This is a genomic window from Vibrio sp. M60_M70, from assembly GCF_037162085.1.
GTDB classification, from domain to species: Bacteria; Pseudomonadota; Gammaproteobacteria; order Enterobacterales; family Vibrionaceae; genus Vibrio; species Vibrio diabolicus.
On the sequence record NZ_JARLUL010000002.1, the window covers coordinates 881,102 to 903,355 of the forward strand.

17 protein-coding genes are annotated in these 22,254 nt (G+C 46.9%); 11 read left to right on the forward strand and 6 right to left on the reverse strand.

Features of this window, described 5'->3' with window-relative positions:
- Nucleotides 1-87 precede the first annotated feature (87 nt).
- Entirely contained in the window at nt 88-924 is an 837-nt protein-coding gene (locus P4S59_RS19660) for a phosphate/phosphite/phosphonate ABC transporter substrate-binding protein (RefSeq protein WP_170901800.1), read from the forward strand.
- An 11-nt stretch (nt 925-935) separates the two neighbouring features.
- Complete coding sequence (locus P4S59_RS19665) at nt 936-3,620, forward strand: hybrid sensor histidine kinase/response regulator (protein WP_337168908.1); 2,685 nt, start codon at nt 936-938, stop codon at nt 3,618-3,620.
- 23 nt (nt 3,621-3,643) lie between these two features.
- Here P4S59_RS19665 and P4S59_RS19670 read toward each other — a convergent pair whose 3' ends face one another.
- From P4S59_RS19670 to P4S59_RS19695, 6 genes are all read right to left on the reverse strand, one after another.
- The gene (locus tag P4S59_RS19670; protein ID WP_337168909.1) at nt 3,644-4,546 is read right to left on the reverse strand and encodes a hydroxymethylglutaryl-CoA lyase; all 903 of its coding nucleotides are present in this window, start codon (nt 4,544-4,546) and stop codon (nt 3,644-3,646) included.
- Nucleotides 4,527-6,587 (reverse strand): acetyl/propionyl/methylcrotonyl-CoA carboxylase subunit alpha, encoded by a 2,061-nt coding sequence (locus tag P4S59_RS19675; protein ID WP_337168910.1) that lies wholly within the window; start codon nt 6,585-6,587, stop codon nt 4,527-4,529. Before P4S59_RS19675 ends, P4S59_RS19670 begins: the two co-directional genes overlap by 20 nt.
- On the reverse strand, nt 6,580-7,362 hold the full coding sequence (locus tag P4S59_RS19680) for an enoyl-CoA hydratase-related protein (protein ID WP_337168911.1): 783 nt from the start codon (nt 7,360-7,362) through the stop codon (nt 6,580-6,582). The genes P4S59_RS19675 and P4S59_RS19680 overlap by 8 nt, the downstream gene beginning before the upstream one ends.
- A gap of 105 nt (nt 7,363-7,467) precedes the next feature.
- The gene (locus P4S59_RS19685; protein ID WP_337168912.1) at nt 7,468-9,075 is read right to left on the reverse strand and encodes a carboxyl transferase domain-containing protein; all 1,608 of its coding nucleotides are present in this window, start codon (nt 9,073-9,075) and stop codon (nt 7,468-7,470) included.
- 113 nt (nt 9,076-9,188) lie between these two features.
- The gene (locus P4S59_RS19690) at nt 9,189-10,358 is read right to left on the reverse strand and encodes an isovaleryl-CoA dehydrogenase (protein ID WP_006741040.1); all 1,170 of its coding nucleotides are present in this window, start codon (nt 10,356-10,358) and stop codon (nt 9,189-9,191) included.
- 45 nt (nt 10,359-10,403) lie between these two features.
- Nucleotides 10,404-10,790: a MerR family transcriptional regulator gene (locus tag P4S59_RS19695; protein ID WP_005373242.1), complete on the reverse strand. Its 387-nt coding sequence runs from the start codon at nt 10,788-10,790 to the stop codon at nt 10,404-10,406.
- A gap of 209 nt (nt 10,791-10,999) precedes the next feature.
- On the opposite strand from P4S59_RS19695, the gene P4S59_RS19700 reads away from it, so the two are divergent.
- From P4S59_RS19700 to betI, 9 genes are all read left to right on the forward strand, one after another.
- Nucleotides 11,000-12,178 carry a thiolase family protein gene (locus P4S59_RS19700; protein WP_337168913.1) on the forward strand — a complete coding sequence of 393 codons (1,179 nt, stop codon included), beginning with the start codon at nt 11,000-11,002 and terminating at the stop codon, nt 12,176-12,178.
- A gap of 70 nt (nt 12,179-12,248) precedes the next feature.
- Nucleotides 12,249-13,742: a CoA-acylating methylmalonate-semialdehyde dehydrogenase gene (locus P4S59_RS19705; RefSeq protein WP_337168914.1), complete on the forward strand. Its 1,494-nt coding sequence runs from the start codon at nt 12,249-12,251 to the stop codon at nt 13,740-13,742.
- 90 nt (nt 13,743-13,832) lie between these two features.
- Nucleotides 13,833-14,987, forward strand: coding sequence for an acyl-CoA dehydrogenase family protein (locus tag P4S59_RS19710; protein WP_337168915.1), 1,155 nt, complete (start codon nt 13,833-13,835; stop codon nt 14,985-14,987).
- 49 nt (nt 14,988-15,036) lie between these two features.
- Nucleotides 15,037-15,813, forward strand: a complete 777-nt coding sequence (locus P4S59_RS19715; RefSeq protein ID WP_140074837.1) for an enoyl-CoA hydratase — start codon at nt 15,037-15,039, stop codon at nt 15,811-15,813.
- Nucleotides 15,814-15,823: 10 nt separating this feature from the next.
- Complete coding sequence (locus P4S59_RS19720; protein WP_337168916.1) at nt 15,824-16,954, forward strand: enoyl-CoA hydratase/isomerase family protein; 1,131 nt, start codon at nt 15,824-15,826, stop codon at nt 16,952-16,954.
- An 18-nt stretch (nt 16,955-16,972) separates the two neighbouring features.
- Nucleotides 16,973-17,869, forward strand: a complete 897-nt coding sequence (mmsB, locus tag P4S59_RS19725) for a 3-hydroxyisobutyrate dehydrogenase (protein WP_005392560.1) — start codon at nt 16,973-16,975, stop codon at nt 17,867-17,869.
- A 9-nt stretch (nt 17,870-17,878) separates the two neighbouring features.
- Entirely contained in the window at nt 17,879-18,637 is a 759-nt protein-coding gene (locus tag P4S59_RS19730; protein WP_005392559.1) for an SDR family oxidoreductase, read from the forward strand.
- Nucleotides 18,638-19,093: 456 nt separating this feature from the next.
- Complete coding sequence (locus P4S59_RS19735) at nt 19,094-21,115, forward strand: diguanylate cyclase (RefSeq protein ID WP_443089053.1); 2,022 nt, start codon at nt 19,094-19,096, stop codon at nt 21,113-21,115.
- Nucleotides 21,116-21,640: 525 nt separating this feature from the next.
- Nucleotides 21,641-22,240 (forward strand): transcriptional regulator BetI, encoded by a 600-nt coding sequence (betI, locus tag P4S59_RS19740; protein ID WP_005392557.1) that lies wholly within the window; start codon nt 21,641-21,643, stop codon nt 22,238-22,240.
- Nucleotides 22,241-22,254: the final 14 nt, after the last annotated feature.

Consider the following 22,254-nt stretch of genomic DNA (forward strand, 5'->3'; position numbering starts at 1 on the left):
TGAGACACGAGGCAATTTAATCCGATAATTCGCAATCTTTCAGATAGCTATCTATCTTTAACGAAAGACAAACATAAGGAGATGATTTTGTTGAACTCCCAATTAAAGACGTTGATTTGGCGGCTTCACAAGCGAATATTTACGTTGCTTATGGTGTTATGCATATGGTCACCTTCTGTCGTTGCTCAACCTTCCATTGTTTTTGGTGTCGTACCGCAACAGTCGGCGACCAAACTAGTGCAACAATGGCAGCCATTACTGCAACGCTGGGGAGATCTTGCTGGCGTTGAGATTAAGTTTGCCACGGCACGTGATATTCCCACATTCGAAGCTCGCTTGATGGCTGGAGCCTACGACATTGCATACATGAACCCATATCACTTTACGTTGGTGAATCAAAACCCAGGTTATACGGCGTTAGCAAGAGCGAAAAATAAGCGGATCACAGGCATTATTGTAGCAAGGCGAGGGAAGTCGGTTTCCCTTGATGAGCTGCAAGAAAAGACCATCGCTTTTCCTGCTCCACGAGCATTTGCTGCTTCTATCATCACACAATCAGAGTTGGCGCAGAAAGGCATCAAGTTTACGCCTAAATACGTCGGCTCGCACGACTCAGTTTATTTGGGGGTACTTAAAGGTTTGTACATTGCTGGTGGTGGCGTGAAGCGTACCTTTGAGAGCTTACCGAGTGAAATAAAAGACCAACTTAGCATCATTTATACAACTGCTGGTTATACGCCTCATGCTATTGCGGTTTCAAATAATGTCGATGAAGAGATTACTCTTGCCTTACGGAAGGCAATTTCGCAACTTAATGATGATCCAAAAGCACAGGAGAGTTTTACTTTACTCAACATTGACGGGTTACAGCTTGCACAAGACCAAGATTGGCAAGATGTTGTTCAATTGGGAATCTCAAGATAAATGGTTGTCCTATGACGCTGCGTTCGAAAACGATACTTGGCATTGCTCTTATTGAGGCCCTTGCGCTCGGTGTACTCATCATTAGTGGGCTTAATTGGTTGGAAAGTTCCAACGAGACTAGCCTCGAGGTTGGGAGCCAACACTTGGTGAGTGTATTTGCTCAGGCGTCGAGAGATGCGGTGATTGCGACGGACTTAGCCTACCTAGACAGTTTTGCTCGTTCTGTCGTGAGTGAGCACGAGCTGGCTTATATTCGTATTGTTAATCAAGATGGCGTCGAGTTGACGCTACAAGGGGATTACAGCGATGTTGATACTGGTGTGAGACCGTTTGATGTGACCGATGGAGTTTACGATGTTGCGCAAGAGATTACTCTTGGAGAGCAGGCTTTCGGTAAGGTTGAAATGGGTGTGAATGTTGAACATGTACATCAAGTACTTTCATTTGCGGCTCATGCAAGTTTGGTTATCGCCTTTATTGAAATGTCGCTGGTGGCCATGTTTTCGTATGCTCTCGGTAGCTATTTGATGAAGCGGCTCGATCTTCTTCGTACTGGGGTAATCAAGGTTTCACAGCAAGGTCCAGGTTCGCAAATTTCGATTTCAGGCAATGACGAAGTTACACGTGTTGGCGAAGCGTTTAACCAAATGTCACGCTCTTTAGCGCAAGCGCAAACTAAACTTCAGCAAGAGCATCAAACCCAGCAACAGTTATCGGCCAAAATATCGCAGCTTGCTGAGGTTGCTGAACATGCGCGTGATACCATCATCATTACTCACCCTGACGGCACTATTGCATGGGTAAACCCTGCGTTTGAACAGCTAACCGAATATACGTTGGAAGAAGTTATTGGCAAATCGCCGGGCGAGTTACTCCAAGGGCCAGACACAGACCCAAATACGGTGGCATTGCTCTCAAAAAGTGTCCGTAAGCACTCTCCTATTAGGGTTGAAATACTCAACTATACCAAGTCGAAGCACCCGTATTGGGTCGAGTTGGAGCTCTCTCCTGTGTTTGATGAAGATGGCGGGCTGTTACGTTTTATTGCGGTAGAGCGTGACATCACCGACAGGCGCAGGATGGAGAGGCGTCTGTCGTCTGCTTTAGATAAATCGAAAAAGGCGATGCAAGCCAAATCGGAATTTTTGGCGAACATGAGCCATGAGATTCGCACCCCAATGAACGCGATCATGGGGATCAGCGAGATATTGCTTGAGAACGAAAACCGTCGAGAGCCAAGGGAGTTATTACTCTTGCTGCACAAATCTGCCAACAACCTTGTGACGATTATTAACGACATCCTCGACTACAGCAAAGTAGAAGCGGGCAAGTTGACGTTAGTTGAAGAGGAGTTTGACTTGCGTTCACTCGTCGAGAGCTGCACCGCTTTGTGTGCCTATCAGGCGGATAAAAAGAACCTTAAGTTGTTGGTTGATATGCCATTGTCTATGAATACGGTCGTGGTCGGCGATAAAGGTCGGATTAATCAAATCTTGCTTAACTTGATCGGTAATGCGGTGAAATTCACGGACGAAGGTCATGTGCTACTCAAAGTCAGAGAAAGTGAGCACGGTTTTGATTTTTCCGTGAGTGATACGGGCATTGGTATCCCCGAAGATCGATTGGCTCATATTATGGATAAGTTTGAGCAGGTCGATACCTCCGCGACAAGACGCCATGAAGGTACAGGCTTGGGGTTGGCAATCTCAAAACGTTTGATCAGCATGTACAACGGCGAGCTTTGTGTGCATTCGGATTTTGGCAAAGGGTCGTGTTTTAGCTTTAGTTTGCAGTTGCCTAAGCAAAGTCAGCTTCTTTCCGAACCGATAGAGCTGAGTGCAAATCGACTATTGTTGATTGATGATTATCAACCGCGCGTGCAACACTTGATACATTTAGCTCAAGAGATTGGCATTGAAGTTACTCATGCCAGCGATTGGTCAACTGCGCAGTCTTTGGGTAAAAAATTGGATGGTTTTGATCGTATCCTCGCGAGTGTAAACAATGCTCAAGATAGAGATGCGCTCTATGAGCTTGATGCGACAGAATCCGCCGCCAAACGGGTAATGTTTCTTGCACCTTGCGTGATGGAGGAAGGGCATGCTTGGTCGTGCGAGCGGGATCGTTTATTGCCGCAACCGGTCACGCAGCATAAACTGCAAGCTCTGTTTTCTACTAAGACACAAAAGCGTCGAGAACTTTCCTCAGATGAGAACCCTGACTTTTCTAGCCTGCACCTATTAGTCGCAGAAGACAGCCATATCAATCGAATATTGATTGAAAAAATGTTGCAAGACACAGGCGTTAAACTGACGTTGGCGGAAGATGGTGTTGAAGCCGTTGAACTTTATAAACAGCTTTCTCCGGACTTGGTGATTACCGATATTTCTATGCCAAACAAAGATGGTTTTGGCGTGACAAAAGACATTCGTGAGTTACAGGAAAGTGGTGCGTTTCCTTGGTGTCCAATCGTTGCGTTTTCCGCACATGCGATGCAAGAGCAGCAACAAAAAAGTATCGCATTAGGTATGGATGATTACCTGACAAAACCAGTTCAGAAAAGTGATTTGCTTAATATGATCGCGAAGTGGGGGGCCACACCCTTGCAGAGGAAAAGCACGCTTCTGTTTAGTGTTTCGGTTAGATTAAATCGGCTCAAAGAAAACGAGCATGTTATTAAACATGCTCGTTTGTAGTTGTTTATCGCGGGTTGAGCAATTTACAAGCTGTTTGGGTCACCCAAAGCGAGTGCTACTTTGGAAGACGGACGTTTACCTAATGCATGGCAAATTTGCCAACCCGCTTCATTGATGATGTTGAGATCAATCCCCGTTTCAATCCCAAGTTGCTCACAAAGATAAAGCACATCTTCCGTTGCAACATTGCCACTGGCACCTTTGGCGTAAGGGCAGCCGCCCAAACCAGCAACCGCACTATCAATGGTGTTGATGCCCATTAACAAGGCTTGGTAAATATTGGCCAAAGCTTGTCCATAGGTGTCATGAAAATGTACCGCGAGCGCGTCTTTTGGCAGTTGCGTTAACAGCGAATCCAGCATGGCGATAACGCGATTAGGCGTTGCTTTACCGGCAGTATCGCCCAGAGATATTTCATAGCATCCCATATCAAAAAGCGCATTTGCGACCTTGGTAGTTTGCTCTGGTTTTATTTCTCCCTCGTAGGGACAAACCATAGTGCAAGACAAGTACCCGCGCACAGGTATGTTGTGCTGGTTCGCTAGTTGGATAACGGGTTCAAAGCGGGCTAGGCTTTCCGCAATACTGCAGTTGATGTTTTTTTGGCTGAACGCCTCCGAAGCCGAACCAAACACCGCAATTTGCTTTACGCCACTTTCCAGCGCACGCTCTAACCCTGCGAGATTTGGTGTGAGCGCGCTGTAAACCACGTCAGGCTTTTGCGTGATACCAGCAAACACCTGATCAGAGTCTGCCATTTGAGGCACCCATTTGGGCGAGACGAAAGAACCCGCTTCAATGTGCTTTAAGCCACTGCTGCTTAACTGGTTGATCAAACGGATTTTATCAACCAGCGTCACCGCCGTCTCATTTTGTAAGCCATCACGCGCGCCAACTTCGACGATATTAACCTTCGCTGGTAGCATATTCTCGCTCCTTATCGACATAACCACTCTCTGGCGCAGAAGCCAAATGCAGCAGTATTGAACCGTGCTGAATTTGGTCTCCGTGTTGATAAAACACTTCATCAACGATCGCTGCTACTGGAGCTGTGATGGTGTATTCCATTTTCATCGCTTCAAGAACTAACAGCGGATCGCCAGCCGCTACTTCGTCTCCCTTATTCACCATGACCGCCGAGATCACGCCGTTCAGTGGCGCGGTTGGGCTAAGTTCATCGTCTTGACCTTTTGAGGATTCAAAACTTGGTTGGTGAGCAAAGGTACGTTGCTGACCAAGATAAAATAGCGTTGTCTTTTGTTTGTCGTTGAGCGCGTTAAAGATGTAACGCACTCTATCGATATCGACGATAAACTGATTGCCACTTTTAAGCAGGATGACCTGATGTGAATCCTCACCACATCGGACAGTGAATTGGTTCAAATGCTGAGGTCCTGTTTCCTGAGAGGATTGCTGCAGGCATATCTGATGATTGGCATTGGCATCCGTGAAGTTAAATCGATAAACGTTGTCAACCGACAGCCTAAAACCTTGTGCGGTTGGGGCGGGTAACGTTGAGCTGCCTGATTTAGCAGTGGGAGCATTCCAGCGAGCGACCGCTGCCAACGTTAGCCAGATAGAATCTGACACATTTTGCTGCGCGCTAATGCCTTGCTGATGTTTAACCAGGAAGTCGGTATCAAGTTCGATATTGGCAAAGGCTGGCTGCGAAATAATGCTGTGCAGATAACCAATGTTTGTCGTTACTCCACGTACGTGATATTGAGTTAACGCCTGTTTAAGCTGTTTGAGCGCGATATCACGTGTTTGGCCCCAGACGATCAGTTTGCTGATCATCGGATCGTAGTATTCGCTAATGGTATCGCCCTGGGTAACACCGCTATCAACGCGCACGCACGCTAAGCGGACATTACTGTCTGATACGGGTTCTTTTAAATAATCAATGCGGCCAGTCGACGGCATAAAGTCGTTGTCGGCATCTTCGGCGTAAATTCGCAGCTCGATTGAATGGCCGTTATGAGTGATTTCGGATTGCGAGATCGGTAAACACTCACCAGCTGCGATTTTGAATTGCCATTCAACCAAATCAACGCCAGTGATCAACTCGGTGACAGGGTGTTCAACTTGCAGACGGGTATTCATTTCCATGAAGTAGAACTCACCGCGGCTATCGAGTAAGAATTCAACCGTACCAGCGCCAACATAATCGATCGCTTGAGCGGCCTGAACAGCGGCTTCACCCATTTGTTTTCGCAGTTCATCACTAAGACCGGGGGCAGGTGCTTCTTCCACAACTTTTTGGTGACGACGTTGAATGGAACAATCGCGATCAGACAGATAAACACAGTTGCCATGTTGGTCAGCAAATACCTGAACTTCAACGTGGCGAGGCTGCAATATGCATTTTTCGACAAGAAGCTGCTTATCACCAAAGCTTGAAAGTGCTTCACGCTGCGCACCGTCGATGGCCAGCGGCATTTCGGCTGCGCTGTTGACCACTCGCATGCCTTTACCGCCGCCACCTTGAGTCGCTTTTAGCATCACCGGATAACCAATTTTTTCCGCTTCAACTAATAAGTGCTCAACGCTGTTGTCTGTACCGTGATAGCCCGGAACCAAAGGCACGTTCACCTCTGACATGATTGCTTTGGCTTGCGATTTCGAACCCATCGCTTCAATTGCGCTGGTGGAAGGGCCAATAAAAACGATGCCATTTTCGCTGCACGCTTTAGCCAGTTTTGGGTTCTCGGAGAGAAAACCATACCCAGGGTGGATAGCATCAGCTTGCCATTTTTTTGCAGCATTGATAATTGCATCGATATCGAGGTACGACTCACTCGCCGGAGCAGGGCCGATAAATTCAGCGAAATCTGCTTGTTTAACATGTAAGCTGCTGCGATCCGCTTCGGAATAGACGGCAACCGTCTCTATAGCCATGCTTTTTGCGGTTTTAATAATTCGGCATGCAATTTCACCGCGGTTTGCGATCAGTATTCTTTTAAACATGATTCCTCCAATTGGCGGCGCGCTTTTCAAAAAATGCACTCAGTCCTTCCTGTCCTTCGCTGGACACGCGGGCGGTTGCAATCGCTTGGCTGGTGTATTCAATTAATGAGTGATCGATAGGTTGGCTATCACAACGTAAGCAGAGCGTTTTTGCTGCCTGCATGGCTTGTGGACCGTTGTTGAGCAGGTGATCAATGGTGCGATTGACAGCTTCACGTGGTTGAGAGTCGATCTGATGAAGAATATTCATCGATAGCGCGGTTTCGGCATCGATCAGTTCCGCGGTTAAAAAGTAGCGTCGGCTTTGTCGTTGTCCAATCGCTCGGATTACGTAAGGTCCGATGGTAGCGGGTAATAAACCGAGCTTCACTTCACTCAAACAGAAGCGACTTTCAGGTGTACCGATTGCGATATCGCAGCAGCAGATAAGCCCAAGTGCGCCGCCAAATGCAGCGCCGTGCACCATAGCAATGGTTGGTTTGCTAAAGGTATCCAGCGTATGCAAAAGTTTTGCTAGTTGCTGTGCATCTTGCAGGTTTTCACTTTCGGTTTTGGTTGCCATTGATTGCATCCAGCCCAGATCTGCTCCCGCAGAAAAGTGTTTTCCCTGTGCAGTTAACACCAGTGCACGGAGAGAATCTTCCTTTTCGAGTTGTTCTAGTGTCTCAATCAGTGAGGCAATCAATTCGTCATTAAACGCGTTGTGTTTTTCTGGCCGATTCAGGCTCAACCAGGCAACGCCATTGCTGTCTTTTTCAAGCAGTAGTCCGGTCATGTGACTTCCTTTGTCTGACATTTCAGTCTCTATTCCAATACTCGCTAGCCGTTATTTGTATAAACATCGGTATTCGCGAGGAGTTAAGGGTTGCTTTGTATCCGACTACATACGGAAGATGCCAAACTTACTGTCTGGTATTGGCGCATTGAGTGCAGCAGACAGAGCAATGCCGACAACATCGCGAGTTTTAGCGGGATCAATAATGCCGTCGTCCCACAGTCGCGCACTGGCGTAATAAGCGTGGCTTTGGACTTGATATTGCTCCGCAATTGGACGTTTGAACGCTTCTTCTTCCTCTACGCTCCAGCTTTCACCTTTGCGCGTTTTGATATCGCGGGTCACTTGCGCCATCACGCCAGCCGCTTGCTCTCCACCCATTACGGAGATGCGTGCGTTTGGCCACATCCACATCATTGTTGGGTCATAAGCTCGGCCACACATACCGTAGTTACCTGCACCATACGATCCACCTATAACCACGGTAAACTTCGGTACGTCTGCACACGCAACAGCGGTCACCATTTTCGCGCCATGCTTGGCGATGCCTTCGGCTTCGTACTTCTGGCCGACCATAAAGCCAGTGATGTTCTGCAAAAATAGCAGAGGAATTTTGCGCTGTGCGCACAGCTCAATAAAATGCGCACCTTTCTGCGCCGATTCCGAAAATAGAATGCCGTTGTTAGCGACAATGCCAATCGGCATTCCGTGAATATGAGCAAAGCCACAGACCAAGGTTTCACCGAACAAGGCTTTAAATTCATCAAATTGTGAATCATCAACAATTCGGGCAATGACCTCTTTGACATCAAACGGCTTTTTAAGATCGGTTCCGACGATGCCGTACAGCTCTTGCGCAGTAAAGCGTGGTTCCTGTGGCGCTTTTTGCTTGAGTTGGACGGGTTTCAAGTGGTTGATTTGAGAGACAGCTTGTCTTGTCAGTTCTAACGCGTGGTGATCATTTTCAGCATAGTAATCGGCTACGCCAGACGTACGGCAGTGAACGTCTGCGCCACCAAGATCTTCCGCGCTGACTTCTTCGCCTGTTGCTGCTTTTACCAGAGGAGGGCCAGCTAAGAAGATCGTACCTTGTTCTTTGACGATGATGGAAACGTCACACATGGCAGGAACGTAAGCACCGCCAGCGGTACATAGCCCCATGACCACCGCAATTTGCGGGATACCCTTGGCTGACATTCGAGCTTGGTTATAGAAAATACGGCCAAAATGGTCTTTGTCTGGAAATACTTCATCTTGGCGGGGTAGGTTAGCACCGCCAGAGTCGACCAAGTAAACACAAGGCAACTGACACTTCTCTGCGATTTCCTGTGCGCGTAAGTGCTTTTTAACCGTGAGCGGGTAGTAACTACCGCCTTTTACCGTCACGTCGTTGGCAACGATCATACACTCGGTGCCGTCTATTACACCCACGCCAGCAACCACGCCAGCGCATGGAACGTAATCTGGATACACATCCCAGCCAGCAAACTGACCGACTTCTAAAAAGGATGAGCCAGGGTCGAGTAGGGCAAGAATACGCTCACGAACCGGAAGTTTGCCTTTCTTCTGCTGATGCTCTCTTGCTTTCTCGCCGCCACCATCTTCGATTTGCGCGGTCACGGTATAGAGTTGATCCACAAGAGACGCCATAGAGCGGTAGTTTTCCTGATACTGCTCTGAATGGGTATTAATATTGGTCGTCAAACAAGCCATAAATAGCCGATCTCCATTCGGTAAACGGGTGAGAACACCCGCCTTTATTTAGGTTGAATAAGATTTGGGTTGATTAAGAAAATGTTTTTTAGTCAGAACGCCTGGGCTGATTATTAGGCGCTTTCGTTAAACAATTCGCGACCAATAAGCATACGGCGAATTTCTGAAGTGCCGGCTCCGATTTCATACAGCTTGGCATCACGAAGTAAACGACCGGTATCAAACTCATTGATATAGCCGTTACCACCGAGTAGCTGAATGGCATCTAATGCCATTTTGGTTGCCAGTTCTGCGCTGTAGAGGATCGCACCAGCAGAATCTTTACGTGTGGTTTCACCGCGATCACAAGCAGCAGCAACGGCGTAAACATACGCTTTAGCGGCATTCATTTGCGTGTACATATCAGCGATTTTTGCTTGAACTAGCTGGAATTCACCGATGGATTTGCCAAACTGTTTGCGGTCGTGAATGTAAGGCACAACGATGTCCATGCAGGCCTGCATGATGCCAAGCGGACCGCCAGCAAGCACCACGCGTTCGTAGTCGAGACCGCTCATCAACACTTTCACGCCTTGGTTTTCTTCGCCGAGAATGTTTTCCGCAGGGACTTCGCAGTTTTGGAAGACCAGCTCACACGTATTCGAGCCGCGCATACCCAACTTGTCGAGTTTTTGTGCTTGAGTGAATCCAGGAAAGCCGCGTTCTACAATAAATGCCGTGATGCCTTTGGAGTGCTGGCTTGGGTCGGTTTTGGCGTAGACAACATAGGTGTGTGCATCAGGGCCGTTAGTGATCCACATTTTGTTGCCATTTAGCAGGAATATATCGCCTTTACGTTCCGCTTTAAGTTGCATAGAGACTACATCAGAACCTGCTCCGGGCTCACTCATTGCTAGTGCACCAATATGTTCGCCAGAGATGAGCTTAGGTAGGTATTTCTCTTTTTGCGCTTGTGTGCCGTTGCGGTGGATTTGGTTGACACAAAGATTGGAGTGAGCACCGTAACTTAACGCAACCGAAGCGGATGCTCGACTGATTTCTTCCATAGCGATGACGTGGGCGAGATAACCCATGCCTGCTCCACCAAATTCTTCGCTGGTGGTCACACCTAAAAGACCCATGTCACCCAGTTTGGACCAAAGATGGTTTGGAAAGTCGTTAGATTGGTCGATAGATTGCGCTAGCGGCGCAATTTCTCTTGCAGCAAAACTATTGATTTGTTCGCGAAGCAAATCGGTATTTTCGTCATAAACAAAGTTAAGGGAAGAGTAGGTAGATTTCATTGCGTGTCCTTGCCTTTACGTCACCTACATCCCAGAGTTGAGGTGTTAGGTGACTTTTTCGCCTTTCATGGATCTCAGTGTGTTTTGGCATCGCAACTGCGCAGCATTTAACTCCATCATTACCGCTTGAATGTCGTTTGCTTGCTGTTGCAATGCTGCCTTCTTCTCTTCGATCAACCGAATCATATAGTTCAACTGCTCAGTACTTTGATCGGTATCGTAGAGTTCAAATAACTCTTTGATATCTGCAAGAGAAAAGCCCAATCGCTTACCTCGCAAAATCAGTTTTAGTCGAATTCGATCGCGACCATTGTAGATTCGTGTGTTGCCTTTACGTTCCGGAGTTAGGAGACCTAAATCTTCGTAGAAGCGAATACTTCGGGTAGTAATGTCGAACTCTTTCGCGAGCTCGCTGATCTTAAATGTGTTCATTCCTTAACCTTACGACTTTCGTATAACATTCATACGAATATACAATTCGTTAACGTTAAAGTAAATAAACAACATCCACTCTTGAGCCTTGATATCACTCGCATTTACTCGAAATAAAATAATCACTCGAACAAACAATAACCTCAAACTTGACGTTAACGTAAATGTTAGTATAGTTATGACGTAAACGTCAACAAAAGGTTAATGGAATGAAAAATGAAACATGGATTGTTGCCGCCAAGCGAACGCCTATCGGCTCTTTTCAAGGTGCATTAGCTTCAACAGATGTCACGGAACTCGGTGCGAAAGCCATCCAAGGGGCACTAGCCGAAAGCCAACTTGATGTGCAAAAAATAGGCGAAGTGTTGATGGGATGCGTTTTACCCGCTGGCGTGGGGCAAGCGCCAGCAAGACAAGCAAGTCTTAAAGCAGAAATGCCACAATCGATCGGTTGTACGACACTGAATAAAGTCTGTGGTTCGGGTATGAAAACCGTGATGCTGGCACATGATCTTATTCAATCTGGTAACGCGCACGCGGTTATCGCTGGCGGTATGGAAAACATGTCCTCTTCTCCTTATCTACTTAAGAAAGCGCGTGATGGTTTCCGCTTAGGCCATGAGCAAGCGCTTGATCATATGTTTTATGACGGTTTGCAGGATGCCTACCAAGGCGAATTGATGGGTGTCTTTGCCGAACAAACCGCGCAAAAGTATCAGTTCAGCCGTGAAAGTATGGATATCTGGGCGCAGCAGTCGGTGACTCGTGCGCAGCAAGCGATTGAGCAAGGTTTGTTCAAAGAAGAGATCGTGCCTGTTAACGTAAAAAGTCGACGCGACGAAACCTTGGTGGTAGACGATGAGCAACCGAGCAAACTCGATGTCAATAAAATTCCCACCTTACGACCTGCGTTTGCCAAAGATGGCGGCGTAACGGCAGCAAATTCCAGTTCTATTTCTGATGGTGCATCGGCAATGGTATTGGTTGATAGTGAATTTGGCCGTCAGGAAAACCTTCAACCTCTAGCCAAAATTGTCGCGTACAGCACGCATGCAAGACAGCCTGATGAGTTCACCATCGCACCCGTATTCGCGATTGAAACGCTGCTGGAAAAAACGGGCTGGGACAAATCGGACGTGGACCTTTGGGAAATCAATGAAGCCTTTGCTGTTGTGACTCAATACGCGGTGAAAGTACTCGAATTGGACGAGAACAAAGTGAACCCTCGCGGCGGTGCTTGCGCGTTGGGGCATCCAATTGGTGCGAGTGGTAACCGAATCCTCGTGACTTTGATTCACGCTCTTAAACAAACAGGCGGCAAACGTGGCGTTGCATCGCTTTGTATTGGCGGCGGCGAGGCAACCGCTATCGCGATTGAAATCTGCTAAATCACTCTCAACAAAGTTTCACTTACATAACAGTAGTCAGTAACAAGCTGAAAAATACAAGGATGTCATCATGACAGAACAAGTAAAGCAGTATATCGGTGGTGAATTTGCCATCTCCGATTCAAAACAATGGCTAGATGTAACCAACCCGGCAACCAACGAAGTGATTGCACAAGTACCTTGTGCCACGGAATCGGAAATGAATGCGGCGATTGCCAGCGCAACAGAAACGTTCAAACGCTGGAAAGAAGTTGCAGCGCCGGAGCGTGCTAGATTGATGCTGCGTTACCAACATTTGCTAAAAGAGCAACACGATGAGTTGGCGATACTGCTTTCAAGTGAGACAGGCAAAACCCTCGCTGATGCGAAAGGCGACATTTGGCGCGGAATTGAAGTGGTAGAGCAAGCTGCAAACATTTGTAGCTCAATGATGGGTGAAACGGTTGAGAATGTCGCAACCAATATTGATGGTTACTCTTACATTCAACCGCTCGGTGTTTGTGCTGGCATCACACCGTTTAACTTTCCTGCGATGATTCCATTGTGGATGTTCCCAATGGCGATCGCTTGTGGCAACACCTTTATTTTGAAGCCGTCAGAGCAAGTGCCACTAACGGCAATGAAACTGGCGGAGCTGTTTGAACAAGCAGGTGCACCAAAAGGTGTTTTGCAAATTGTTCACGGCACCAAAGAGCAAGTCGATCGCATTCTGACTGATCCAGTCGTTCGTGCGATCTCTTTTGTCGGCTCAGTGCCCGTTGGTGAGTACATCTACAAAACAGGTACAGACAACCTGAAACGCGTGCAGTCATTTGCAGGTGCTAAGAACCACATGGTCATCATGCCAGATGCAAACAAGCAGCAAGTCATCAATAACCTAGTTGGCGCGTCAGTCGGTGCCGCAGGCCAACGCTGTATGGCGATTTCGGTGGCGGTATTTGTCGGCGAAACCAAAGAATGGATTCCAGAGCTTAAAGAGGCGTTAGCTCAGGTTCAACCTGGCGCGTGGGACGATGAAACTGCCGGTTATGGTCCGCTGATTAGCCCTCAAGCGAAGAAGCGAGTGGTGAATCTGATTAATGAAGGCAAAGCGTCTGGCGCGAACTGTGTTCTGGACGGGACAGATTGCCAAGTACCTGGCTTCCCGAACGGTAACTGGGTGGGGCCAACACTGTTTACCAATGTGACCACTGACATGTCGATCTATCAGGAAGAGATTTTCGGCCCAGTGCTGTTAACTATGGAAGTGGATGACCTAGATGAAGCGATTGAACTGATCAATACAAACCGCTTTGGTAATGGTACGTCTATTTTTACGGCGAACGGCGCAGCCGCGAGAAAGTATCAGCACAATATCGAAGTGGGTAACGTAGGCATCAACGTGCCGATTCCGGTGCCATTGCCATTCTTCTCATTTACGGGGTGGAAAGGCAGTTTCTACGGCGACCTGCATGCTTACGGTAAACAAGCGGTTCGCTTCTACACCGAGACGAAAACTGTCACCGCGCGTTGGTTTGAAGATGACATTCCAAGCGGTCCAAACATGACCATTCAACTTAGCTAATTAATGGATTAGCTACACCTCTAGCCAAGCCCTTCATCCTTTTAGAGGGCTTGGCTTCAAGTGCAACGAATTAGACCTTAGGACTTCAAGATGGATTTTGAATTAAACGAAGATCAACTCGCGTTTGCCGAAGTAGCAAAGCAGTTTGCAGACCAAATGTTAGCGCCGCACGCGGCCGAGTGGGATAAAAACCATCATTTCCCTAAAGATGTACTGCGTCAGGCGGGTGAGCTGGGTTTTCTCAGCATCTATACGCCGCCAGAGCATGGTGGTTTGGGATTGTCTCGTTTGGATGCGGCGATCATTTTCGAGCAGTTGGCTATGGGTTGTACCGCGACGACGGCGTTCATGACCATTCACAACATGGCGACGTGGATGATCACCAGCTTTGCCAAAGCGGAAGTGGCGCAGCAATTTAGCGCGGATTTAATTTCGGGTGAAAAGCTCGCTTCCTACTGTTTAACCGAGCCCAATGCAGGCTCTGACGCCGCTTCACTGACGACCAGTGCAGTGCGTGACGGCGATGAGTTTGTCCTGAATGGCGCAAAAGTGTTTATCTCTGGCGCGGGTGATACAGATGTTCTCGTCGTGATGGCGCGTTCGTGCGGCGAAGGAGCGGGAGGCGTTTCTGCGTTCGTCGTTCCTGCTGATTGCGAAGGCATTAGCTACGGTAAGAAAGAAGCCAAAATGGGTTGGAACTGCCAACCAACGCGCATGATCACCTTCGAAAATGTCCGCATTCCGGCTGACTATCTGTTGGGTGAAGAGGGCGAAGGCTTTAAGTTCGCCATGCTTGGTCTGGATGGCGGCCGAATCAACATCGCTACTTGTTCAGTTGGCACTGCGCAACAAGCGCTGAATGAAGCCAAACAATACATGACTGAACGCAAACAGTTCGGACGTTCACTGGCGCAATTCCAAGCCCTGCAATTCAAGTTGGCCGATATGGCGACTGAGCTGGTTGCTGCACGTCAAATGGTGCGACTTGCTGCAGCTAAACTCGATGCGCAACATACAGAAAAAAGCGCGTACTGTGCCATGGCAAAACGCTTTGCTACTGATGTTGGCTTTAAAGTCTGCGATCAGGCGCTTCAAATTCACGGTGGCTATGGCTACATCAAAGAATATCCAGTCGAGCGCCATTTCCGAGACGTTCGTGTTCACCAAATTCTTGAAGGCACCAACGAAATCATGCGTCTGATCGTCGCAAGACGATTACTAACGGAAGGCGTTGAGCTGCTTTAGTCAGCGAGACACAGCCTTACCTAAAGAAATTAAAAAGGACTGAAAGATTATGACGGCACAAATCAAATTAGAGCGCGAAGCGCATATTGCCAAGCTCACGATTAGTAATCCGCCAGCGAACACTTGGACGCTTGAATCCCTAAATCAGCTCAAAGAGTTGGCGATTGAACTCAGCAATGATCGCTCTATTTATGCGTTGGTTTTAACAGGCGAAGGCGAGAAGTTCTTCTCTGCTGGAGCAGATCTTAATAACTTTGCATCGGGTGATAAATCACAAGCAGCAGACATGGCGTTCGCATTTGGTGAAGCGTTTGAAGCGCTTTCTGCATTCGATGGGGTTTCTATCGCAGCGATTAATGGCTATGCGATGGGCGGCGGTCTGGAAGTGGCGATGGCGTGTGACATTCGTATCGCAGAAGAACAAGTACAAATGGCACTTCCTGAAGCATCGGTAGGTTTGTTGCCGTGTGCGGGTGGGACGCAAAACCTGACCGCGTTGGTAGGTGAAGGTTGGGCGAAGCGTATGATTCTGTGTGGTGAGCGCGTGACGGCCGAGCGAGCGGAAAAAATTGGTTTAGTCGAAGAAGTGGTGGCGAAAGGCCAAGCACTAGAAGCGGCGATAGTACTTGCACAGCGTGTTGCTGGCCAATCGCCGAAATCCGTGTCTGCGTGCAAAACGCTCATTCAAGGTCGACGCAGCCAAACTCATGCGGCTGGATTGGTTTTGGAGCGTGAACTGTTTTTACAGCTGTTCAATACACAAGATCAGACTGAGGGTGTGAACGCCTTCTTGCAAAAGCGTAAGCCACAATGGACAAACAGCTAGCGGAGGCCAAATGACAGGTACAGTAAATGTTTCAAAACTTGAGTGCGCTGATGGTTCTGTTATTGGTGTGCTGGAACTTGATAATCCAGCTGCTCTCAACGCGTTGAGTTACGTGATGATTGAGAAGTTGTACAAACAGCTTAATGAATGGCAAACGGACGACAGCATCGTCGCGATATTCTTGCATGCTCAAGGTGAAAAAGCGTTTTGTGCTGGTGGTGACATTCAAGCGATTTACCGTGCACTTGAAAACAAAGAGCAAGACTTTGATTCCGCGTTTTTAGCGATGGAAACCTTCTTTGACCTCGAATATCGCTGTGATCATCTTATTCACACTTATCCAAAACCGATCATCGCGTGGGGGCATGGTTATCTGATGGGCGGCGGTGTGGGCTTATTTATGGGCGCAAGTCATCGCGTAGCAGAAACCACCACACGCTTTGCGATGCCAGAGATTAAAATCGGCCTTTACCCAGACGTAGGCGCGACGTACTTCCTAAATCAGTTGCCAAAACATTTGGCACTTTTCTTAAGTTTGACGGCTTGCCAAATCAACGCGACAGACATGAAAGCGTTGGGATTAAGCCAATGGATTGCAAAGCCAGAAAGCAAACAAGCACTGTTGGATCTGCTCGCATCGGTAAGTTGGAAAGGTGAAGCAAACATCAACGAAAAAATCGCCACTACGCTACGTTCGGTACAAGTGGACGAGCCAAGCGAAGGGATGTTGATGCCATATGCGGGATTGATTGAGCAGCTTTGTTCGGGTGATTTAGATTCGATTGTTCGCGCAATCAGCAGTGCCGACGTTGATGATAAGTGGTTCATCAATGCGCAAAAAGCATTGAATTATGGCAGTCCGTTGTCGCTCAATATCACTTATCAGCAGCTAACGCAGTATCAAAACCTCTCTTTGAAAGCGTGTTTTGATATGGAATTTAATCTGACGTTACGTTGTGGCTTAGAAGGTGATTTTAGGGAAGGGGTTCGTGCGCTGATTATCGATAAAACCAATCAACCGACTTGGCAACATCGCACGGTTTCTGACGTAACGCCACAAGTTTTGGAACGCTTCTTCGCGCCAATTGATTCAGCAGAATACCCACTGACCGCATCCTCGGTTGCCACTGTGGCACTTTAGACAAGGAAGAAATACGACATGGATAAAATTGCATTTATTGGCCTTGGCAACATGGGCGCGCCTATGGCTAAGAACCTACTCACAGCGGGCTTGAACGTCGAAGTGTTTGATTTGAATCCAAACGCTGTGGCAGAACTTACCGCACTTGGTGCGTCGAGTGCAGATTCGGTAAAACAAGCCGTTCAAGGTGCGAGCGTGGTGGTCACCATGCTACCTGCTAGCCAACACGTTCAAAGTGTTTATCTTGGTCAAGACGGGATATTAGATAGCGTAGATTCTGGGACGCTGCTAATCGACTCTTCGACCATCGATCCAGCGACCGCTCGTTTGGTTGGCGAAAAGGCGCTGCAGCTTGGCATCAGCTTTGTTGATGCACCGGTATCTGGTGGCGTTGCGGGCGCAGCGGCAGGTACGTTGACTTTCATTGTTGGCGGCTCACAAGAGAACTTTGTTCAAGCCAAGGTGGTGCTTAGCCACATGGGCAAAAACATTTTCCATGCAGGTGATGCCGGAGCCGGTCAGGTGGCGAAGATCTGCAATAACATGATGTTGGGCATTTTGATGAGCGGCACTTGTGAAGCACTCAATTTAGGCATGGAAAACGGACTCGATCCCAAAGTGCTGTCTGACATCATGCTGCAAAGTTCAGGCCGTAACTGGGCGCTAGAGCTTTACAACCCGTGCCCAGGTGTGATGGAAAACACGCCTGCAAGCAATGGTTATCAGGGCGGCTTTATGAGTCAGTTAATGGCGAAAGATCTCGGTCTTGCGATGGAAGCGGCGGTTGCCAGTCAAACATCAACACCAATGGGCAGCTTAGCTCGTAACCTGTTTAATTTTCACAACGGTCAGGGCAACGGACAAAAAGATTTTTCAAGCTTGTTTGAGTTCTACCAAAAGCAAAATCAGGCCTAAGGAGTGCTTATGGATTTAGCAAATAAGGTTATTGCGATCACGGGGGCCGGGCAGGGGCTTGGTAAACAAATGGCGCTGTCGCTAGCGGAAAGCGGTGTTCACCTTGCGCTTATCGACCTCAATTCAGACCAACTGGCTGAAACGAAAGCGGAGTGTGAATCTTTCGGCGTCACCACTCGTTTTTATGTAGCGAACGTGACGGAAGAACAAGAAGTGTGCGCTGCTTTTACGCAAATTGAAGCGGATTTCAAACAGCTCAATGGCGTGATCAATAACGCAGGCATTATGCGCGATGGTATGTTCATCAAAGTTAAAGATGGTCAGGTTAATGCGATGTCGCTGGAACAATTTCAGTCTGTTATGGATGTGAATGTGACAGGTACTTTTCTGTGTGGCCGCGAAGCGAGCAAAGTAATGCTGAACACCGATAGCAAAGGCGTTCTGATCAACATATCTAGCGTCGCGCGTGCGGGGAATATTGGTCAAACTAACTATTCTGCATCCAAAGCGGCGGTAGCCACCATGGCGACGGTGTGGGCGAAAGAGTTAGGGCGTTTCGGAATTCGCTCAGTAGCGATTGCTCCGGGTGTCATCAAGACTGCCATGACGGACCAAATAAAACCTGAAGCGATGGAGCGTTTAGTGAAAATGATTCCTGTCGGACGCTTAGGTCTTGCTGATGAAATTTCTTCGACCATCAAATACGTGTTAACCAATGAGTTCGTGACTGGAAGAGTATTCGAAGTCGATGGCGGAATGCGAATGTAGCCCCTCCTCATATTAAAAAGGGGAGCGAGCTTGATTGTCCGCTTCCTTCCTCTTTTCTTATATTGTTTCTATCGATAATTATTAATGGATGTTTTAGTAACGGCTGCTGTACCGATTACATTTACAACTCTTTTGTATTTTTGGTATGAATAAGTGCTCTCGTGTTAATTTTTATGTAAATGCATTAATTCACAATCAAGACAATTTTTTGTCTCATCGATGAGATTTTGCTTATTGGGGTATGAAAAACACTCTTATTGATTATATTGTGACCGAAAACCATTTCGACATCTAAAGATGGTGATTTATTATTCAGCGCAAAATACATGGGAATATGAGGCTGGCTGAATAACCTTCAGCTACCTTAATAATAAAATAACCAGAATTCTCTATTACACTGAAGTAACTACCCATTAGGGAAGAGCAATAATGTCACTATTTCATTCGCTTAGGACGATGCCACTACTATTGGGGTGTCTGTGTCTTTCTATTCAGGCATCCGCAGAAAAGGTTGAACAAGAAGGTAAGTTTTTACAGTCGCTAGAAGGCATTGAAAATCAAATTTACGCATTACCTCAGAGCTCTTTAGCTTTGATTGAGGCGTTAGAAGAAGACTCTCTACTACAAAATCAACCAACAGAGCTACTGGTACGTTATTGGCTTGCAAAGTCCACGGTTCTAGAGCTACTTGGGCGCGCGGAAGAGAGCCAAAACGTCGCACAAAAAGGGTTGGAACTTGTGCGTCCACAAAGCCATGAGTATCTCTTATTTAAGTTGATTCAGATGCGAACTATGGTCGGAAAGAGCGATATCGATACCGCGCTTTCTTCGTTGGATAGTTTGTTGGAAACATCGCGTGAAAATGGCGATAAGCAGCTCGAGTCGGAGATCCTGTTGCTAAAAGGACGTTACTACGATGAGCAGGGCGAGTTTAAAAAATCCTATGCCGCAATTATGTCGTCAATGGATGCGGCTGAGTCCTCTGGCGTTCAAGGATTGGTCGAACGGGCGGCGCTAGAGCTTGGTGACGTACTGGTCAAAATTCAGGGCTATGACCGTTCAGAAGCATTGTTGGAACAAGCGTACCGTTATTTTAGGGATAGACGCATGTCGTTCAATGAGCTGCTGAGCGTCTTAACGATAGCAAAGCTTCATAAGGCACAGTTCCAATACGAAGAGGCGATTGTATCGTATCAGAGAGCGCTAAAGCTCGCGCAAATCATCGGTGACGGGCGCTTTAGGTTTCGAGTTAACCTCGAGCTTGCTGCGTTATACCGTGAGACGAACCAAGAAAATAAGATGGTTCGCCACTTAAAGCTGGCGGAGAACTTACAATATAGAGAAACCTCTAGCGCCTACTTAGCTACATTTAAGCTGTTGCAAGCCGAATATATGCTAGAACAGAAGCAGTTTGAGACACTTCTAGCGATGATCGCGCCTATGTTGCCGGAAATTATCGAGAGCCGATATGTTAAGCAACAGCAAATGGAACTACTAAAAGTGGCTGCCATGGCCTACGCGGGAAGCAATGACTTTAAATTAGCGTATAAAACTTACGGCAACTATCACGATAAATTCATCCAATTTAGCAACCAAAGAGAAGTTGAAAATCTTGAGCGTCAACAGACGCTATTTGAGCTAGAAAGACTTGAATATGAGAACGAAGATCTCAACTGGAACAACGTGTTGCAGCGTATGGAACTGGAAAATAACCGTCGTACCTTTTATCTATTGGGTGAAGCGCTACTAGCACTCATTGGTGTTCTCTTTTTGATGGCAGTGGTATTCCTTGTTGTGAATCGATCACGTTTAAGAATGCGCCGCCTAGCAAAGACAGATACGTTGACAGGGTTATTCAATCGCCGTTTTTTAGAAGATTGGTTCACTAAACCCGTAGAGACGAAACGTGAACGCAAAGAAAAGCCGACGCCTCAATCTAAGCAAGAAAAGGTCCAGCATTTTGTGTCTGAACAAGTCGAGCAAGTTAAGTACGGCTACCTAGCTTTAAACAAATGGGTGGATAGCAAGCTCGATAAGCAGAAAATGGTGCCAAAGAAGCCGCAGTCGGGGCCGGTAAGTTTAGCACTAATCGATGTAGATTATTTTAAACAGGTAAATGATACCTATGGACATGTGTTCGGTGATGCCGTACTAACAGGCGTTGCCAAAGTGCTAGAAGAGACGGTGCGTGAAAATGACATTGTTGCACGCTTTGGTGGTGAGGAGTTTGTTGTTGTGATGCCCAATGCCGATCATGAAGACTCTCTCATTACCGCTGAACGATTACGTAGCGCTTTATCCTTACATGGGTTCGTCACGGAACAGAATGAAGAAGTGAGAGTGACCTGTAGTTTTGGTGTTGTGACGACAGAAGATAGCGAGATGAATTTTAAATCACTCTGTGATCAGGCAGATAAATTACTTTATCAAGCTAAATCGGATGGACGTAACTGCGTGAAAGGGCGCAAGCTGACCTAATAAAATCAAGAATGCAGGCTCATCAAACGGTGAGCCTGAACTCATCCTTCCTACTGATTACTCCAAAATCGCTTAAGAGTATCGAATTACATACTCATAGCGTTCAGTATTTTCTACTCGTTTTATCTCCCCCATTTTCAAAGTACTAATGTCACTTGTGTATACGAAGCTATAACACACGAGTATGTCTGTTTTTTATACAAACAAAGCCGATACAGGTGAAATGATTAGTGGTCGATGTAAAATTTTTCTGGTGTGGATTTTTGTGGCACGAAAAACAATTCTCTGAAAGGTGTATTAAAAATTGATGTTTCAATAAGCTATTGGTTTATTTGTGTTTTTATTTGGATCTTTAAACACATCTTTGACTTTTACGACAAGTTATCGCATGGAAATTTTGCGTACACCATCAACTTTCCTTCCTTTGTTAATAACCTTTTTCTTAAAAAATGATTTGAGTTCGAACTAATTTTCAGGCATTTTATATTTAACTAACCGTTCAATTAAAAATAACAAGGACGCAAAATGCCAAAGGTGGGGATGCCTGAAATCAGAAAACCACAGCTGGTGAAAGCGACAATGTCAGTGATTGATAGAGTCGGTTTACACGCTGCGAGTATTTCGTTGATCAGTAAAGAAGCAGGTGTATCAACGGGAATTATCAATCACTATTTTGGTGGTAAGCATGGGTTGTTGGAGGAAACGATGCGAGAGATCTTGCGTCAGCTTTCGTCCACCATCACGCAGAAGTTGCGTGAGCTGCCAAGCGATGCTCATCATCAGAGAATTAATGCCATCATTGACGGTAACTTTGTCGGCTATCAGGCAGAAAACCAAGTTGCTAAGACTTGGCTAGCGTTCTGGTCGTACTCAATGCATGACGAGCAGCTTAAGCGTTTGCAGCGTGTCAATGAACGACGTTTATTGTCCCACCTAAGAAAAGAACTCAAAGCATTATTAAATGCAGAGCAGGCCGAACTGGTTGCTCATGGTATTGCGTCACTTATCGATGGTATTTGGCTGCGCGGAACGCTCAACCCGCAAGGTATTGATGCCGAAAGAGCGAGAATCATCATCAACGACTATCTCGACAAACAACTTACGTTTTATTCTGAAAAAATATAAAAGTCACAGGTCTT

What these genes read in the sequence shown, in the direction of transcription:
- P4S59_RS19665 (WP_337168908.1), top strand. Translation starts at nt 936, where the DNA reads ATGACGCTGCGTTCGAAAACGATACTTGGCATTGCTCTTATTGAGGCC.
- P4S59_RS19670 (WP_337168909.1), bottom strand. Translation starts at nt 4,546, where the DNA reads ATGCTACCAGCGAAGGTTAATATCGTCGAAGTTGGCGCGCGTGATGGC.
- P4S59_RS19675 (WP_337168910.1), bottom strand. Translation starts at nt 6,587, where the DNA reads ATGTTTAAAAGAATACTGATCGCAAACCGCGGTGAAATTGCATGCCGA.
- P4S59_RS19680 (WP_337168911.1), bottom strand. Translation starts at nt 7,362, where the DNA reads ATGACCGGACTACTGCTTGAAAAAGACAGCAATGGCGTTGCCTGGTTG.
- P4S59_RS19685 (WP_337168912.1), bottom strand. Translation starts at nt 9,075, where the DNA reads ATGGCTTGTTTGACGACCAATATTAATACCCATTCAGAGCAGTATCAG.
- P4S59_RS19690 (WP_006741040.1), bottom strand. Translation starts at nt 10,358, where the DNA reads ATGAAATCTACCTACTCTTCCCTTAACTTTGTTTATGACGAAAATACC.
- P4S59_RS19695 (WP_005373242.1), bottom strand. Translation starts at nt 10,790, where the DNA reads ATGAACACATTTAAGATCAGCGAGCTCGCGAAAGAGTTCGACATTACT.
- P4S59_RS19700 (WP_337168913.1), top strand. Translation starts at nt 11,000, where the DNA reads ATGAAAAATGAAACATGGATTGTTGCCGCCAAGCGAACGCCTATCGGC.
- P4S59_RS19705 (WP_337168914.1), top strand. Translation starts at nt 12,249, where the DNA reads ATGACAGAACAAGTAAAGCAGTATATCGGTGGTGAATTTGCCATCTCC.
- P4S59_RS19710 (WP_337168915.1), top strand. Translation starts at nt 13,833, where the DNA reads ATGGATTTTGAATTAAACGAAGATCAACTCGCGTTTGCCGAAGTAGCA.
- P4S59_RS19715 (WP_140074837.1), top strand. Translation starts at nt 15,037, where the DNA reads ATGACGGCACAAATCAAATTAGAGCGCGAAGCGCATATTGCCAAGCTC.
- P4S59_RS19720 (WP_337168916.1), top strand. Translation starts at nt 15,824, where the DNA reads ATGACAGGTACAGTAAATGTTTCAAAACTTGAGTGCGCTGATGGTTCT.
- mmsB (WP_005392560.1), top strand. Translation starts at nt 16,973, where the DNA reads ATGGATAAAATTGCATTTATTGGCCTTGGCAACATGGGCGCGCCTATG.
- P4S59_RS19730 (WP_005392559.1), top strand. Translation starts at nt 17,879, where the DNA reads ATGGATTTAGCAAATAAGGTTATTGCGATCACGGGGGCCGGGCAGGGG.
- P4S59_RS19735 (WP_443089053.1), top strand. Translation starts at nt 19,094, where the DNA reads ATGCCACTACTATTGGGGTGTCTGTGTCTTTCTATTCAGGCATCCGCA.
- betI (WP_005392557.1), top strand. Translation starts at nt 21,641, where the DNA reads ATGCCAAAGGTGGGGATGCCTGAAATCAGAAAACCACAGCTGGTGAAA.